This window comes from Pseudomonas quasicaspiana (assembly GCF_021147825.1).
Lineage (GTDB): Bacteria > Pseudomonadota > Gammaproteobacteria > Pseudomonadales > Pseudomonadaceae > Aquipseudomonas > Aquipseudomonas quasicaspiana.
In genome coordinates this window covers 1-13,984 of sequence record NZ_JAGTPI010000053.1, presented here as the reverse complement: position 1 = coordinate 13,984, position 13,984 = coordinate 1, and the positions used below count along the sequence as shown (strand labels likewise).

Genomic DNA, 13,984 nt, shown 5'->3' with positions numbered 1-13,984 from the left:
TCATTTTCAGGACGAGCTTGATGTTGGCCTGCAAATGCAGTTCCGGTGGGAGCGAATTCATTCGCGAAGAGGTCAGTAAATTCACAGTTTGTGTGTTGCCTGAAATGCCGCCTTCCCGAATGAATTCGGTCCCAAAGGTTTTGTGTCGCCCATCAGGTTGTGGTCAAACACCGAATGCCGCGCAGCCTATGACAAGGGTTTCCGAAAAATGGTATTACAGCGCTTTACTGACCTTCACTTCGCTAATCACATCGCCGCTTTCACCGTGCATTTTTTCCAGCGCGCTTCTTGCCTCTTCAACGGAGGCAGACTGTAACTGGGCGAATTCGAAGCGGCGTTCGCCGTTGAGTTTGTAGCTGACAGCGTATTTGGTGGTTCTCGGGGCAGGCGTGTTCACGTTGGCTCCTGATTTTTGGGTGTTGATCAGCTCAGTCGAGACGTCGAACGACGGACTATTTTGATCGAATGCGTGAAATTGGTTTTGCGCCCGCCGTTGGTATCCATCTTGCGACCGGCAGTATCAATGGTGATGTTCCAGAAGCCGGTGCTCGGAACAGCGATTTTGGCCGGGAACTTGTCGAATGCACCGCCGTGGTAAGTGTGACGTCCGCCGTTTTTGAAGGTCCGGAAGTTCGAGTCATTCATCAGGCGGATGTTGCAGAGCTGAGAACACTCAATGACGACCAGATCGTCTTCATTGAGGTGCTCACGCTGGTGTACGAATTTCATGGATGTCTCCGACGGTAAGGCTTCTTTCAAAAAATCAAAACGATAACATGGTGCAGGTCCGCATTTATCAGCGATTAAGGTTTTATTGCGGTCATCTCGCTAAAAACGACTTTATCAGGGATTTAATTCCCCTCAGGCTTGTCGTAGCACCTTTACCGGGAGGATTGTATGAAATTGGCTGTCGTGATTTTGGCTCTGGCGATGACTGGCTGCGCCACCGTCGAAGATATCGAACATACCCCAGCGACCATGAACGTGATGTCTGGCAAAACTCCGAAAGAATACACCGACTGCTTCGTTGGCAAGATCGCCAACAGCCGCAAGCCGCCTCTGATCGAACCTCATCATGACGGCTTGCGGGTGATCGTTGCGCAGAAATTCAGCAAAGATCCTGCAGCGATTCTGGACATTGAAAACCGGTCAGGCGGCAGCACGATCAAGGTTTATGAGCGGCTGTCCAATATGCCGATCCGGCCCAAGGACGTACAACATGCTGCGACGTTCTGTATTTCGGGCTAAGACGCTTTACTTGCACACGACCAGTACGCTGCGGTTCTTGTAGTTGCCCACATCGACCCCAAGAGTCTTTTCACTTTCGGGGGGCCGTGGCGTGCCATCGGTACCGACGATCTCGTAGCCAGTCCCTGCGCAGGAAGCATCTGCTTTTTCGTAGCAACTGGCCCAAGACATCGCTTCGCCCGAGCAGTCGATGTTCAAGCCCTGTTTGCCGTTCTTCAAGTAGGTGTTGGAGGCGGTTGCACAGCCAGTAAGGCCCAGTACAGCAATAATGGACAAAACTCTGATCATGTCTTTGTACTTCTTCAGGAAAGGCGGGGGGAGTAGGTTCAAGGGTTTGATGCTATGACAGATACAGAGAGCCATCGTTCCGACATCATTCGATATGCTTCGATCAGGGTTTGTTTCCGGTGCGTCGACGTGAAGCTTTTGGCTGGTCCTGTAAGACCGCGGCTACTTCAACGGCGGCCTCTTCGCTGGCGAATGGGCCCGCGATGGCTTCATCTTCGGCCGAGCAGGCCCACCACTGGCCATCCTGAAGCTTTTTGATCAGGTAACCGTTTATGTTTTTTACTGATGACATTGCAGCGGTCTCGTGGGTGGCTATGCAGTTGCGCATCATAAAGCGTCAGTTGGGTGGCTGTCTCCTGCGCTTTGCGTTGACATAAATCCTACAAGTTAAACCGTGTTCGGCTACGCTTTCGTGAGCTTTGGATGCTTGCTGAAATCACCGTCTCTGTTGATCAAAACAGAGTATTTGCGTTGGCAGGAAGTGAATCCGGCGGGTGTGAAAGCGGGTGCTCAAAGGCGCTTTGATGTTCTTTAAATCTGAAATCGAGCGGAACTATCTGCTCGAGGATTCCTCTACCATGGCATTGAAAGGCCAGAGGCGGACCATTGTAAGGTGATCGCCGCCTGATTAGACTGCGCCGCTAACGCCAACAGCCCTTATAAAGGACTTTTATGATCAAGAAATGCTTGTTCCCCGCAGCCGGTTACGGCACTCGCTTTTTGCCAGCGACCAAAGCCATGCCCAAAGAGATGCTGCCAGTGGTCAACAAGCCGCTGATCCAATACGGCGTGGAAGAAGCTCTTGCTGCAGGCCTTAATGAAATTTCCATCGTCACCGGTCGTGGCAAGCGCGCGCTGGAAGACCATTTCGACATCAGCTACGAGCTGGAAACCCAGATCAAGGGCACCGACAAGGAAAAATACCTGGTTGGCATTCGTAAACTGATCGACGAGTGCAGCTTTTCCTACACTCGCCAGACCGAAATGAAGGGTCTGGGCCACGCAATCCTCAGCGGTCGTCCACTGATCGGTAATGAGGCATTTGCTGTCGTGCTGGCTGACGACTTGTGCGTCAATCTTGAAGGTGAAGGCGTGCTGGCGCAGATGGTCAAACTGCACAAGCACTATGGCTGCTCGATTGTTGCAATCCAGGAAGTGCCTGCCAACGAAACGCACAAATATGGCGTTATCGCGGGTGAAGAAATCAAGCCGGGCCTGTTCCGTGTCACTGACATGGTCGAAAAGCCGAAGCCTGAAGATGCGCCTTCCAACCTGGCGATCATTGGTCGTTACATTTTGACGCCGGACATCTTCGCAAAGATCGAAGCGACCGAGCCAGGCAAAGGCGGCGAAATCCAGATCACCGACGCTTTGATGAAGCAGGCGGCAGAAGGCAACGTCCTTGCTTACAAATTCAAAGGCACTCGTTTCGACTGCGGCGGCGCTGAAGGGTACATCGAAGCAACCAACTTCTGCTTCGAGCACTTCTACAAGAAAGGCAGTTAAGCAACCGGGAATTCCTCAGGTTTGCTTGCTGGACAAAGCCACCTTCGGGTGGCTTTGTCGTTTCTGACTGATATGCTGTAGCTCTGTTTAGGAGATTTGCATGGCTTACGACTTCGACCTTTTTGTCATCGGTGCCGGATCTGGCGGTGTGCGCGCCGGGCGTTTTGCTGCTGGTTTTGGTGCGCGCGTGGCAGTCGCCGAGAGCCGCTATCTGGGCGGCACTTGCGTCAACGTAGGCTGCGTGCCGAAAAAACTGTTGGTTTATGGTGCGCATTACGCTGAAGATTTCGAACAGGCAAAAAGCTTTGGCTGGACGACCGGAGAGCCGGGCTTCGATTGGCAAACGCTGATTGCCAACAAGGATCGCCAGATCCAGCACCTCAACGGCATTTATCGCAACCTGCTGGTCAACAGCGGAGTGACGCTGCTTGAAGGGCATGCCACGCTCAAAGGTCCCCACGAGGTTGAAGTCAACGGTCAGAGCTACACCGCTGAACATATTCTGATTGCTGTCGGCGGCTGGCCGCAGGTGCCGGATATTCCCGGTCGCGAGCACGCCATTACCTCCAACGAGGCGTTTCATCTCAATCAGCTTCCGAAACGTATTGTGGTTGTCGGTGGCGGTTACATCGCGGTCGAGTTCGCTTCGATTTTCCACGGCCTTGGCGCTGACACCACGCTGATGTATCGCGGGGAAATGTTCCTGCGCGGTTTTGATGGCAGCGTGCGCACTCATTTGCACGAGGAGCTGACCAAGCGCGGCATGGATGTGCGATTCAATGCGGACATCGAGCGCATCGAAAAGCAGGCTGATGGCAGTCTTCAGCTACTCCTCAAGAATGGTGAGCAGGTGAACACCGACTGCGTGTTCTATGCTACCGGGCGTCGTCCGATGCTCGATAATCTCGGGCTGGAGCACGTCAACGTCAAGCTGGACGAAAAAGGCTTTGTCGAGGTTGATGAGAATTACCAAAGCAGCGAACCGTCGATTCTGGCCATCGGCGATGTCATCGGTCGTGTGCAACTGACACCGGTGGCGCTGGCTGAGGGCATGGCTGTAGCGCGACGTTTGTTCAAGCCTGAAGATTACCGGGCGGTTGAATACACGCATATTCCAACCGCTGTTTTCAGTCTGCCCAACATTGGCACCGTCGGCCTTACGGAAGAAGATGCCCGCAAGGCAGGCCATGAGGTGCGGATCTTTGAAAGCAGCTTCCGCCCCATGAAGCTGACGCTGACCGAAAATCAGGAGCGGACGCTGATGAAACTGGTGGTCGATGCCAAAACAGACAAGGTGCTGGGTTGCCATATGGTCGGTCCGGAGGCAGGTGAAATCATTCAGGGATTGGCTATTGCCCTGAAAGCTGGTGCCACCAAGCGCCAGTTTGACGACACGATTGGCGTGCACCCGACACTGGCTGAAGAGTTCGTCACCATGCGCTCACCGGTGGACCGTTAAGCGTTGGCTGCATAAATGATGTATGCCCGGGATTCAGGATGAAGGCCGGGCTGATTCAACTTTCCAGGAAGGACACCCGCAATGAGCAGTCAATTTATTTGGGCGGCGATGCCATTGAATTTCGACGAGCAAGATATAGGTTCTATGCGCAACATTGATGCGTTGCTTGAGAGTGAGCGGCAGTTTCGCAGCCTGGCTGACAACATGAGTCAGTTAGCATGGACAGCGGACTCTGCCGGAAATATCTATTGGTACAACGAGCGCTGGTATACCTATACCGGGGCCTCTCTCGAGGCCATGCGCGCATTGGGTTGGCGTTCGGTGCATCATCCGGAGCACGTCGCCCGGGTGACGGCGCGGCTCACGCACTGTTTCGCGACCGGCTCGATCTGGGAGGACACGTTCCCGTTGCGCAGCAAGAGCGGTGCATACAGCTGGTTCCTGGCGCGTGCCTTGCCGATTCGCGATGAGCACGGACACATAACCCACTGGCTCGGGACTCACACCGATATCACTGCCCAGGTCAATGCTGAAGAAGCGCTCCGTGAGCTCAATGAAAGCCTTGAGTTGCGAGTGGCCGAACGTACCCGCGAACTGGCTAGTACAAATGAATTGCTGCAGATCGAAATGGCCGAGCGTGAGCAGGCTGAAGAGGCGTTGCGGCACGCGCAGAAAATGGACGCCATTGGGCAGCTCACCGGTGGTATCGCCCATGACTTCAACAACATGCTTACCGGCGTACTGGGTGCGCTGGATCTGATGCAGCGGCGCATCGCGGCTGGCCGTAGCAATGAAATCGATCGCTACATCACGGCCGCCATGACCTCTGCCAATCGTGCTGCCGCCCTGACTCATCGGCTGCTGGCTTTTGCTCGTAGGCAATCGCTGAACAATAGCGCTGTCGATGTGAATCAGATGGTGACGTCGATGCAGGAACTGTTGGCGCGAACCATCGGCGAAAGCATCGAGTTGCGTATCGAACTGAACGATGGCCTGCAACTGACCAGTACGGATGAGCACCAGCTGGAAAACGCATTGCTCAATCTGGTCATCAATGCCCGGGATGCGATGCCTGATGGCGGGCAGCTGACCGTGTCCAGCGAGCACGTCAGTGTTGAGGGTCGATCGAGCGAGATTTCAGCGGGTGAGTATGTTCGTCTGAGTGTCCGTGATACTGGTTCAGGTATGTCTGACGATGTTCTGGGCCGGGCTTTTGACCCTTTCTTCACGACTAAACCGATTGGGCAGGGCACAGGGCTGGGGTTGTCAATGGTCTACGGTTTTATCAAGCAGACTGGAGGTCACGTTGTGATCGACAGCGCTGAGGGGCAGGGTACGGCTGTGCAGCTTTACTTGCCTTGCCACCACGATGTTAGTGAGCGCAGTCCGGTCGTCATTGATGGGCCGCAAGCGCCGCGCGCAGTCAATGGTGAGTGCGTGCTGGTGGTTGAAGATGAAGAGCCGGTTCGGATGCTGATGGTCGATGTGTTGCAGGAGCTGGGATATTCGACTCTGGAAGCGGCTGACAGCAAGGCCGCATTATCTTACTTGCAGAGCTCGAAGCGCGTTGACTTACTGGTCAGTGATGTGGGGCTGCCGGGGCTGAACGGGCGTCAGCTGGCTGAAATAGCCCGGCAATACAGGCCCGGGCTGCGCGTCCTGTTCGTGACCGGCTATGCACCTGAAGCTCAGGTCCGTGGAGACTTTCTCGGGAGCGGAATGGACATGATGACCAAGCCCTTTACTGTCGATGAGCTGGGATTGCGCGTGCGAACCATGCTTGAGCAGCGTGATCAAGCCTGATCATTTTGCGTTTTTTGAAGGTGTTGGCTTGGTCTTCGCCTGAGTGGTGGCTCGCAGGTTTTCAAGGGCCAGTTCGGTCTTGATCAGTATCAGTTCCACTACTCGGTTCTGCTGCAATTGGTCAGTCAGTTGCTGGCGAGTGTCCGCACTTTCCTGCTGTGCAGCGCGGGCACGCTCTTCCAGCAGGGCGCAGCGGGTTTCCAATTGTTGGAGCTGCTCTATGGCGTCTGCTGCTTGAGCCGCTTTTTTGTCCAATTGATCATTCTGACTGTTCAGTTCACGCTGGACGCTGCGGTTTTCTGCCAGCAGGCGCTCGTTGTCACGAGTGAGTCGGGTGATTTCTTCCTGATGCTGCGTGGCGATCTTCTTCGCCTGACGCAGCTCTGCTTCCTGCTCGTCGTTACGCCGCAGCGATAGCTCGCGCTGCTCTTTCGCAGATTCGCGGGCGTCCAGGTTTTTCTCTTCCAGTGAGCGGATTTGTTCATCTTTTTCAGCCAGGCGCGTCGCCGCATCCTGATTGATCTGAGTCAGCCGGGCGTTGTGGGTCTGCTCGATCTGCAGTCGTTCGCGAGTTGCGAGAAGGGTGGCGGCTTGCTCCTTGAGTTGTTCTGTCTTGCGTTCCAGTCGCGTGGTGGTTTCTGCAAGTTGATTCTGGGTCTTCAGTAATTCTTCCTGTTGCAACTGGCAGGTTGCGTCAAAGCGCGACCGGGCGTCGTCTATGGTTTCTTGTGCCTGACCTTGCAGGCGATGGGCAAGGCGGGTAACCAGCTCGGTCAGCTCGTCGCTAATATCAGCCGGGGTTGTACCTGCCCGGTCAGCTGCGTCCAGCTCTCTTAAATGGCGATGAATCGTTGTTTTAGAGCCCGTGTTGCCCATTTCAATACGTACTGAATCGATGCTCGGGTGCTCGCCGCGGGCCATCAATGCCAGTCGTGCTGTTTGTACCAATGCTTTGCTTACGCCGCCCCGAGCCATTTTAATCGCCTTTATTTCATACTGTGGTATGTACCCTGTAATTACATACTAAATTTGAATTTATATCGAGGGGCGTTTTGTCTGTCGTAAAAGGGCACGGGCCCCGCGAGGCCGCGAAGGTGTCCTGCCTGAGACACCGCCATCGCGGACTCGCGGTGCTCGTGCGCTCCTACAGATCCAATGTTGGCGGTGCGATAGCGCGGCGTCTGAACGACGCGTGCGTTCCTACAGGTTCAGTGTTTTTCGGATGAAGGCACAACGCCTGGATTTACGTGCATACCATTTCCTTCTATTAATGAGCTGCCGTTATAGAGAAAACCAATCGACTACATCAGGTTTGCCAATGAGCCTGCATAGGTCATTATGCGTAAGCTCTGTTCCATCGAATTAACAACCCCCTAGGAGAACCACCGATGCCTATCATCAACAGCCAGGTAAAACCGTTCAAAGCCACTGCATTCCAGAACGGCTCTTTCGTAGACGTGTCTGAAGCTGACTTCAAAGGCAAATGGTCTGTCGTCTTCTTTTACCCAGCAGACTTCACCTTCGTATGCCCAACCGAACTGGAAGACCTTGCTGACAACTACGCTGACTTCAAAAAGCTCGGCGTTGAAATCTACGGCGTGTCGACTGACACCCACTTTGCCCACGCTGCATGGCACAACACTTCGCCAGCCATTGGCAAAATCCAGTACCCGTTGATCGGTGACCCGACCCACATCCTGTCCCGTAACTTCGACGTACTGATCGAAGAAGCTGGCCTGGCTGACCGCGGTACTTTCGTGATCAACCCTGAAGGTCAGATCAAAATCGTTGAGCTGAACGATGGTGGTGTTGGTCGTGACGCGTCCGAGCTGCTGCGCAAAGTAAAAGCTGCCCAATACGTCGCTGCTCACCCAGGTGAAGTCTGCCCGGCTAAATGGAAAGAAGGCGAAGCCACTCTGGCTCCATCTTTGGACCTGGTCGGCAAGATCTAAGCCGCATGCATCGGCTGGGGGCGCTGAGCTCTTGAGCAAGTAAACCGCATCGCCCCTAAAAAACGCCCGGGCGACCATCGCCTGGGCGTTGTTTTTTCTACTACAGCAAAAAGGAATCGCCCGCATGTTGGACGCCAATCTTAAAGCCCAGCTGAAATCCTACCTGGAACGGCTTACCCGTCCGGTGGAGATCGTCGCGTCCCTCGATGACGGCGCGAAATCCCAGGAAATGCTGGCGTTGCTCAACGACGTGATCAGCGTCTCGAAAGACATTACGCTCAACGACAGCGGCACCGACGCGCGTACTCCGTCGTTCTCGCTCAATAGCCCGGGACAAGACATCAGCCTGCGTTTCGCCGGTATCCCGATGGGCCACGAATTTACCTCGCTGGTATTGGCGCTGTTGCAGGTAGGCGGCTATCCATCCAAGGCCAGTGCGGACACTATCGAGCAAATTCGCGCTCTTGAAGGCGATTTCACGTTCGAAACCTATTTCTCCCAGTCTTGCCAGAACTGCCCGGATGTCGTCCAGGCACTTAATCTGATGGCTGTGCTCAACCCTAATATCAAGCACGTCGCTATCGATGGCGCGCTGTTCCAGGACGAAGTCACTGATCGCCACATCATGTCGGTGCCAAGCATCTACCTGAACGGCGAGCTGTTCGGTCAGGGCCGTATGGGCCTGGAAGAAATTCTGGCCAAGATCGACACCGGTGCCGGTGATCGTCAGGCACAGAAGCTCAACAGCAAAGATGCTTTCGACGTGTTGGTCGTTGGCGGTGGCCCGGCCGGTTCTGCAGCGGCTGTCTATGCAGCCCGTAAAGGTATTCGTACCGGCGTGGCGGCGGAGCGTTTCGGTGGTCAAGTGCTCGACACCATGGCGATCGAGAACTTCATTTCCGTGCAACACACTGAAGGTCCAAAGCTCGCCGTTGCTCTAGAAGAGCACGTCAAGCAATACGAAGTAGACATCATGAACCTGCAGCGTGCTGACCAGTTGATTGCTGGTAAAGACGGCGCATTGCATGAAGTGAAGTTTGCAAGCGGTGCAAGCCTCAAGGCCAAGACCTTGATCCTTGCTACTGGCGCACGCTGGAGGGAGATGAACGTTCCTGGCGAACAGCAATATCGCAACAAGGGTGTTGCTTACTGCCCGCACTGCGACGGTCCACTGTTCAAAGGCAAGCGCGTCGCGGTCATCGGCGGCGGTAACTCGGGCGTTGAAGCGGCCATCGACCTCGCGGGTATCGTGGCGCACGTCACACTGCTGGAGTTTGATGTGCAGTTGCGTGCTGACGCGGTGTTGCAACGCAAGCTGACCAGCTTGCCGAACGTTACGGTCATCACCAATGCCCAGACCACTGAAGTCACTGGTGACGAGCAGAAGGTCAACGGCTTGCGTTACAAGAACCGTGTGAATGGTGAAGAAGTCACGGTGGAGCTGGAAGGTATCTTCGTGCAGATTGGTCTGCTGCCTAACACCGATTGGCTCAAAGGCAGTATCGAGCTGTCGCCACGCGGGGAAATCGTTGTGGATTCACGTGGCGAAACGTCCATTCCCGGGATCTTCGCTGCAGGTGACGTCACTACCACGCCTTACAAGCAGATCATCATTGCTTTGGGGGAGGGCGCCAAAGCCTCGCTCAGCGCTTTTGATCACTTGATCCGGACCTCCGCACCGGCCTAAGCAAATCTTCAGGCGATAAAAAAGGGCCTCATGAATATTCATGAGGCCCTTTTTGCTTTTAGCTTACAGCGGTGTTGGCTGGATGATTTCTACCCAGTAGCCATCCGGGTCCTTGATGAACGCCAGGCTGTTCATACGGCCGTCAGCCAAGCGCTTCTGGAAGTCCACGCCCAGTGCTTCAAAACGTTCGCAGGCAACATGCACGTCCGGCACGGAAATGCAGATGTGACCGAAGCCGCGAGGATCGGCGTTGCCGTTGTGGTAGGCGAACGCCGGGTCTTTTTCGGTGCCATGGTTGTGCGTCAGCTCGAGGATGCCCGGGATCGATTTCATCCATACGTTGCGGGCGGCGTCGTCTGCCGGAATCTGGCTTTTGTCCACCAGCGCCAGGAAGTACAGGCTGAATTCGGCTTCGGCAAAATCGCGTTTTTCAACCAGACTGAAACCCAGCACCCGGGTGTAGAAGTCCAGTGAAGCGGTGATGTCCTTGACCCTCAGCATGGTGTGATTGAACACGAATTGCCGGGTCGCAGCTTCCGGCTCTGCGGTCACGCCAGGGAAGGTATTAAGGTCTTGCAGGCTCATGGATATCTCCGGTTGAGGTCTTCTGTGCAGACCCTGTGAAAACTACTGCGCTCGGCAATACTGCGTTAAAAACAGGCGAAAAATGCTCATTTAGAACACCTAGACTCCGCTTTTTCACCTGTTTTTGCCTTGTCTTGCCGTCGCTCGCTACGTTTTCAAAGGGCCTGCGTATGCACAAATGATACGGGCCACCCGCGTCGAAGCCAAACCTGTGTGGCAAATGAAGTGCGCCGGGCCTTGTTACTGAGGAGCCGGGCGGGCAGACTTCATCGTTTATGCACTCGGTAATGGCTTTTATGGACTTCGGTGACGCCGCTCATGATTGACCCGCGATACAGATATTCATTCATTGGTTTTTGCCTGGTACTGATTGCTGGTGCCGCTCATGCGAGTGACGCGGTGATCCTATGGCCCAGCGGATGGGAGGTCGAAGACCTTAGCGCAGGGCAGTCCGATTCAGTTCAGCCTTCACTACAGTCCCGGCAGCGGGCTGCCAAAAATGATCAGGCAGGCAATCCAGTGATGGTGATGGAACTTACGCAGTCGCGTCTGGCGTCAGGTCACCAGGTCAATGTAGAGGGCGTATTGCTGGAGATGCGCAAGGCCGTGCAGGTCAATTTTGCCCGCAGCGGTTTCCAGAGTGTGTGTACCCGAGTGCGTGCCACGGAGCTGAGCAAAATTCCGGCAGTTGAGACGACGTGTACGATTACCCAGAACGGAGTGCACGTCATGACCCAGACGCTGGTAGCAGCGGCGACAGCCAATACCGCGTGGTCGCTGTCTTACGCCGGTTCTGCGGCCGGCTACGCGGAGACGAAGGACGAGGCCTTACAGATCCGCAGCACGCTGCGCCTGGACGGTGCGCAATGATCGCGGAACACGAATTTCAGGCAAAAAGAAGCCCGCCGAAGCGGGCATTGGGGCGCTAATCCTTTAGCAGCCTCTATCTTGGGATAGTGCCTGTGAAAAAATCGTGAATCTCGTGAGAAAAATCTGGAACGCTCGTACTTATAAATATCGGAATAGTCTGACAAGTTCGTATGATAAAACTCGTCGTTATTAGCAATGATTGACGATTCCCTTTAGCGGTTATGGCTCAATCATTATTGGTGATACCTGGGGTATATAAATAGATATCGCTGCCCGAGGCATTAACTGTAGTGGATGTCGTGACCGCGGCGAGGGTGGTCGAACTTTATTGAACGATATTGAACCGCGGTCCGGTATGAAGAAAGCGGTTAATGCGGAAGAATTATATCTGACGCCAGAGAGTTGTCACTCCGATAAAAAAGCCCTGCTGTGCAGGGCTTTTTTATGCAACGAACTTGATTAAGCACGAAGCCATGAGTCGACGGTATCTACGCCGTATTGCTCTTTCCAGGATTTCAGACCGCGGTGGTTACCACCTTTGGTCTCGATCAGTTCGCCGGTATGCGGGTTCTGATAAACCTTTACGACGCGTGCGCGACGGCGCTTTGGCCCTGCGGCTGCCGGCAGGGACGAAGAGCCTTTAGGGTCGAGGATCGTGATGATATCGCGTAGCCCCTTGTCGTAGGTGCTCATCAAAGCCTGGAGCTTCTGTTCGAACTCGATCTCCTTCTTCAGGCCCGCATCATTCTTCAAGGACTCCAACTGAGCCAGCTGTTCCTGAAGGGCTTTTTCTGCTGCGCGAAACTCTGCAAGTCTGGACAAATAACATACTCCAACGGTGAGTGGCTGTTACCAGCGTCACAAAACGATATGACAAGAACTAGGGCTCACACGCGTATTCGATCCTCCGTTGGGGAATCCAAAGCGCGTTTTTGTCCTGATGAAAATGGGAGCTTCCTGTCGCTTTCGTTTTGATGAAAAAAGGTAGTTGTAATCTGTAGCGGGTAAATCATGCACTTTTTTTTTGACTTAGAAAATAGTTTTGATGCGATTAACCAGGCGCATGGATGATTACAGTTGGTCGCGACGCTACTCATGTTGTCTTATCTGATGAAGTCGGCTGTAAGTTATTTCTGATATTAGACGGCCACAGAAATAGACCGGCTTTATCGTCAAAACGGGTCTCGAGGCGACAGTTTCTGCTATAGCCCCTGCTGCAGCGCGGGGTCGTCGGGGTTCTGCTGTTCAAGCCCGGCTTGCAGTACCTGAACGTTTTGCAATTGTCCGGTTTCCTTCCAGTATCGAATCAATAAAATCCGTGCCTTGCGGTTGGCTGGCTGACGCTGGAGGATTTCAGCCAATTGTTTCTGTGCTGCCTCTACCTGTTCCAGGTCGTGAAGCGCCACGGCCAGATCGTAGCGATAGTCGGTGTTGTCAGGTTCCAGCTCAACAGCCTTGGCCAGTGCCAGCAAGGCGTATTCGGTTTGGTCATGCACCAGCAGCCACATACCCAACGCGTGCTGAAGCCTTGAGGAATGGGGGTGTTGCGCAAGAAGTTGTGCCAGCAACTGACGTGCTCGCTCGGCTTGCCCTTGCTGGTCGAGTTGATCGAGGTAGGCAATGGCCACATCCAGATTTTTCGGCTCGGCGTCCATTGCGGCCTTCAACACTGAGAGCGCAGTAGTCTTTTCACCGCTGTGTGTCAGTAAACGAGCCAGTTGCAGTTGGTTCGTGCCCGTGGCGGGCTGCGCTTTGAGGCTGGCCGTGCAGAGGTCGACGCTGTGTTGCAAGGCTGCGAAGTACAGGCCGAGTTCGTCGGGAGACAAGTCGAGCAGGGCCATGGTCGCAGCCAGACGAACCGCTGCCTCGGGGTCTTCAAGCAATGGCCCCAGCAAGATACTGCGCTTGCCGTCGGGGAGCATTTTTGTGGTGACTTCAATCGCTGCCTGACGGATGAGGACTGAGTCGCTCTGCAGGGCGGCATCCAGCAGTTTAAGTGCCTGGGGGCTCGGGTAGTTGGCGAGTTCGGCCAGCAGGCTGGCGCGACGAATGTCGGAGAGGTCGTTGCGTGCAAGGTGTTGGTAGAGGACCCTTGCAGCGCCAGGTTTTCCGTTATGCGCCAGTTCCAGGGCTTCGCCGTAAGTCTGGCTGAGCACCGCGGGAGCAGGCGGGACGGACCATTGGCGTGTCAGGTAAACGACGCCGATCAACGCGATCAGGATTAACCCGGCGATTAGTGCTATGCGGCGGCGGGCCGATGTTTTTGAAAAAAAGCCTCGAACAGGCATGAGAATACCGATATCCATTTCTTTACGGCTTGCAGCTTCGTGGAGGGATGGCTTGGTGTCAAACGGTGTATGTTGAGTGATGGGTATCGATAGCTCTCCATTATGTGTACATATCCGTTATCGCAGTCACGGCAGCTATTGGTTGCGCTTTTACAGCGCGTCACTTTTGAGAAGCGCAAAAGTAACCAAAACGCTCTTACCCCACCACTGGGTGCCTCGCTGTCGCTCGGCATACCCGTAATCCGACATTGCTGCGTGGGGCCGCCGCCACCGGCCATCCATGGCCTGAGGCGGCTAA

Annotated in this window: 14 protein-coding genes and 1 pseudogene; 7 read left to right on the top strand and 8 right to left on the bottom strand. The window is 54.6% G+C overall.

What is annotated here, in order from left to right; translation table 11 throughout:
• Positions 1–214 precede the first annotated feature (214 nt).
• On the bottom strand, positions 215–397 hold the full coding sequence (locus KDX30_RS23105; RefSeq protein ID WP_027902682.1) for a hypothetical protein: 183 nt from the start codon (positions 395–397) through the stop codon (positions 215–217).
• Positions 398–423: 26 nt separating this feature from the next.
• Positions 424–729 (bottom strand): DUF1883 domain-containing protein, encoded by a 306-nt coding sequence (locus KDX30_RS23100; protein ID WP_095097853.1) that lies wholly within the window; start codon positions 727–729, stop codon positions 424–426.
• 168 nt (positions 730–897) lie between these two features.
• Between KDX30_RS23100 and KDX30_RS23095 the strand changes: the two genes are divergently transcribed.
• Positions 898–1,248 carry a hypothetical protein gene (locus KDX30_RS23095; RefSeq protein WP_231677600.1) on the top strand — a complete coding sequence of 117 codons (351 nt, stop codon included), beginning with the start codon at positions 898–900 and terminating at the stop codon, positions 1,246–1,248.
• A 6-nt stretch (positions 1,249–1,254) separates the two neighbouring features.
• On the opposite strand, the gene KDX30_RS23090 is transcribed toward KDX30_RS23095, so the two are convergent.
• Together KDX30_RS23090 and KDX30_RS23085 are read right to left on the bottom strand one after the other, a co-directional pair.
• Complete coding sequence (locus tag KDX30_RS23090; RefSeq protein WP_099269500.1) at positions 1,255–1,536, bottom strand: hypothetical protein; 282 nt, start codon at positions 1,534–1,536, stop codon at positions 1,255–1,257.
• A gap of 103 nt (positions 1,537–1,639) precedes the next feature.
• Positions 1,640–1,828: a hypothetical protein gene (locus KDX30_RS23085; protein WP_231677599.1), complete on the bottom strand. Its 189-nt coding sequence runs from the start codon at positions 1,826–1,828 to the stop codon at positions 1,640–1,642.
• Between the two features lie 380 nt (positions 1,829–2,208).
• On the opposite strand from KDX30_RS23085, the gene galU reads away from it, so the two are divergent.
• From galU to KDX30_RS23070, 3 genes and pseudogenes are all read left to right on the top strand, one after another.
• On the top strand, positions 2,209–3,042 hold the full coding sequence (galU, locus tag KDX30_RS23080; protein WP_027902687.1) for a UTP--glucose-1-phosphate uridylyltransferase GalU: 834 nt from the start codon (positions 2,209–2,211) through the stop codon (positions 3,040–3,042).
• 100 nt (positions 3,043–3,142) lie between these two features.
• The gene (gene gorA, locus KDX30_RS23075) at positions 3,143–4,501 is read left to right on the top strand and encodes a glutathione-disulfide reductase (RefSeq protein ID WP_122709093.1); all 1,359 of its coding nucleotides are present in this window, start codon (positions 3,143–3,145) and stop codon (positions 4,499–4,501) included.
• Positions 4,502–4,645: 144 nt separating this feature from the next.
• Positions 4,646–6,304 (top strand): annotated as a pseudogene (locus KDX30_RS23070) (ATP-binding protein); the annotation flags it as partial.
• Here the strand turns inward: KDX30_RS23070 and KDX30_RS23065 are convergent.
• Positions 6,305–7,279 carry a DNA-binding protein gene (locus KDX30_RS23065; protein ID WP_231677598.1) on the bottom strand — a complete coding sequence of 325 codons (975 nt, stop codon included), beginning with the start codon at positions 7,277–7,279 and terminating at the stop codon, positions 6,305–6,307. It lies immediately after the preceding pseudogene.
• A gap of 413 nt (positions 7,280–7,692) precedes the next feature.
• Between KDX30_RS23065 and ahpC the strand changes: the two genes are divergently transcribed.
• Complete coding sequence (gene ahpC, locus KDX30_RS23060) at positions 7,693–8,256, top strand: alkyl hydroperoxide reductase subunit C (RefSeq protein WP_027902690.1); 564 nt, start codon at positions 7,693–7,695, stop codon at positions 8,254–8,256.
• A gap of 124 nt (positions 8,257–8,380) precedes the next feature.
• A complete protein-coding gene (gene ahpF, locus KDX30_RS23055) occupies positions 8,381–9,943 on the top strand; it encodes an alkyl hydroperoxide reductase subunit F (protein ID WP_099269503.1) in 1,563 nt (520 codons plus the stop codon).
• 63 nt (positions 9,944–10,006) lie between these two features.
• Here ahpF and gloA read toward each other — a convergent pair whose 3' ends face one another.
• Positions 10,007–10,528: a lactoylglutathione lyase gene (gloA, locus tag KDX30_RS23050; RefSeq protein WP_095097829.1), complete on the bottom strand. Its 522-nt coding sequence runs from the start codon at positions 10,526–10,528 to the stop codon at positions 10,007–10,009.
• 318 nt (positions 10,529–10,846) lie between these two features.
• On the opposite strand from gloA, the gene KDX30_RS23045 reads away from it, so the two are divergent.
• The gene (locus KDX30_RS23045) at positions 10,847–11,398 is read left to right on the top strand and encodes a DUF4946 domain-containing protein (protein WP_099269504.1); all 552 of its coding nucleotides are present in this window, start codon (positions 10,847–10,849) and stop codon (positions 11,396–11,398) included.
• Between the two features lie 459 nt (positions 11,399–11,857).
• On the opposite strand, the gene KDX30_RS23040 is transcribed toward KDX30_RS23045, so the two are convergent.
• Both KDX30_RS23040 and KDX30_RS23035 read right to left on the bottom strand, forming a co-directional pair.
• On the bottom strand, positions 11,858–12,220 hold the full coding sequence (locus tag KDX30_RS23040; protein ID WP_027901819.1) for a histone-like nucleoid-structuring protein, MvaT/MvaU family: 363 nt from the start codon (positions 12,218–12,220) through the stop codon (positions 11,858–11,860).
• Positions 12,221–12,600: 380 nt separating this feature from the next.
• Entirely contained in the window at positions 12,601–13,704 is a 1,104-nt protein-coding gene (locus KDX30_RS23035) for a HEAT repeat domain-containing protein (RefSeq protein WP_231677597.1), read from the bottom strand.
• Positions 13,705–13,984 lie beyond the last annotated feature (280 nt).

Excerpts from the sequence above, each read along its gene's own strand:
- KDX30_RS23100 (WP_095097853.1), bottom strand. The coding sequence starts at position 729 with ATGAAATTCGTACACCAGCGTGAGCACCTCAATGAAGACGATCTGGTC.
- KDX30_RS23095 (WP_231677600.1), top strand. The coding sequence starts at position 898 with ATGAAATTGGCTGTCGTGATTTTGGCTCTGGCGATGACTGGCTGCGCC.
- KDX30_RS23090 (WP_099269500.1), bottom strand. The coding sequence starts at position 1,536 with ATGATCAGAGTTTTGTCCATTATTGCTGTACTGGGCCTTACTGGCTGT.
- KDX30_RS23085 (WP_231677599.1), bottom strand. The coding sequence starts at position 1,828 with ATGTCATCAGTAAAAAACATAAACGGTTACCTGATCAAAAAGCTTCAG.
- galU (WP_027902687.1), top strand. The coding sequence starts at position 2,209 with ATGATCAAGAAATGCTTGTTCCCCGCAGCCGGTTACGGCACTCGCTTT.
- gorA (WP_122709093.1), top strand. The coding sequence starts at position 3,143 with ATGGCTTACGACTTCGACCTTTTTGTCATCGGTGCCGGATCTGGCGGT.
- KDX30_RS23065 (WP_231677598.1), bottom strand. The coding sequence starts at position 7,279 with ATGGCTCGGGGCGGCGTAAGCAAAGCATTGGTACAAACAGCACGACTG.
- ahpC (WP_027902690.1), top strand. The coding sequence starts at position 7,693 with ATGCCTATCATCAACAGCCAGGTAAAACCGTTCAAAGCCACTGCATTC.
- ahpF (WP_099269503.1), top strand. The coding sequence starts at position 8,381 with ATGTTGGACGCCAATCTTAAAGCCCAGCTGAAATCCTACCTGGAACGG.
- gloA (WP_095097829.1), bottom strand. The coding sequence starts at position 10,528 with ATGAGCCTGCAAGACCTTAATACCTTCCCTGGCGTGACCGCAGAGCCG.
- KDX30_RS23045 (WP_099269504.1), top strand. The coding sequence starts at position 10,847 with ATGATTGACCCGCGATACAGATATTCATTCATTGGTTTTTGCCTGGTA.
- KDX30_RS23035 (WP_231677597.1), bottom strand. The coding sequence starts at position 13,704 with ATGGATATCGGTATTCTCATGCCTGTTCGAGGCTTTTTTTCAAAAACA.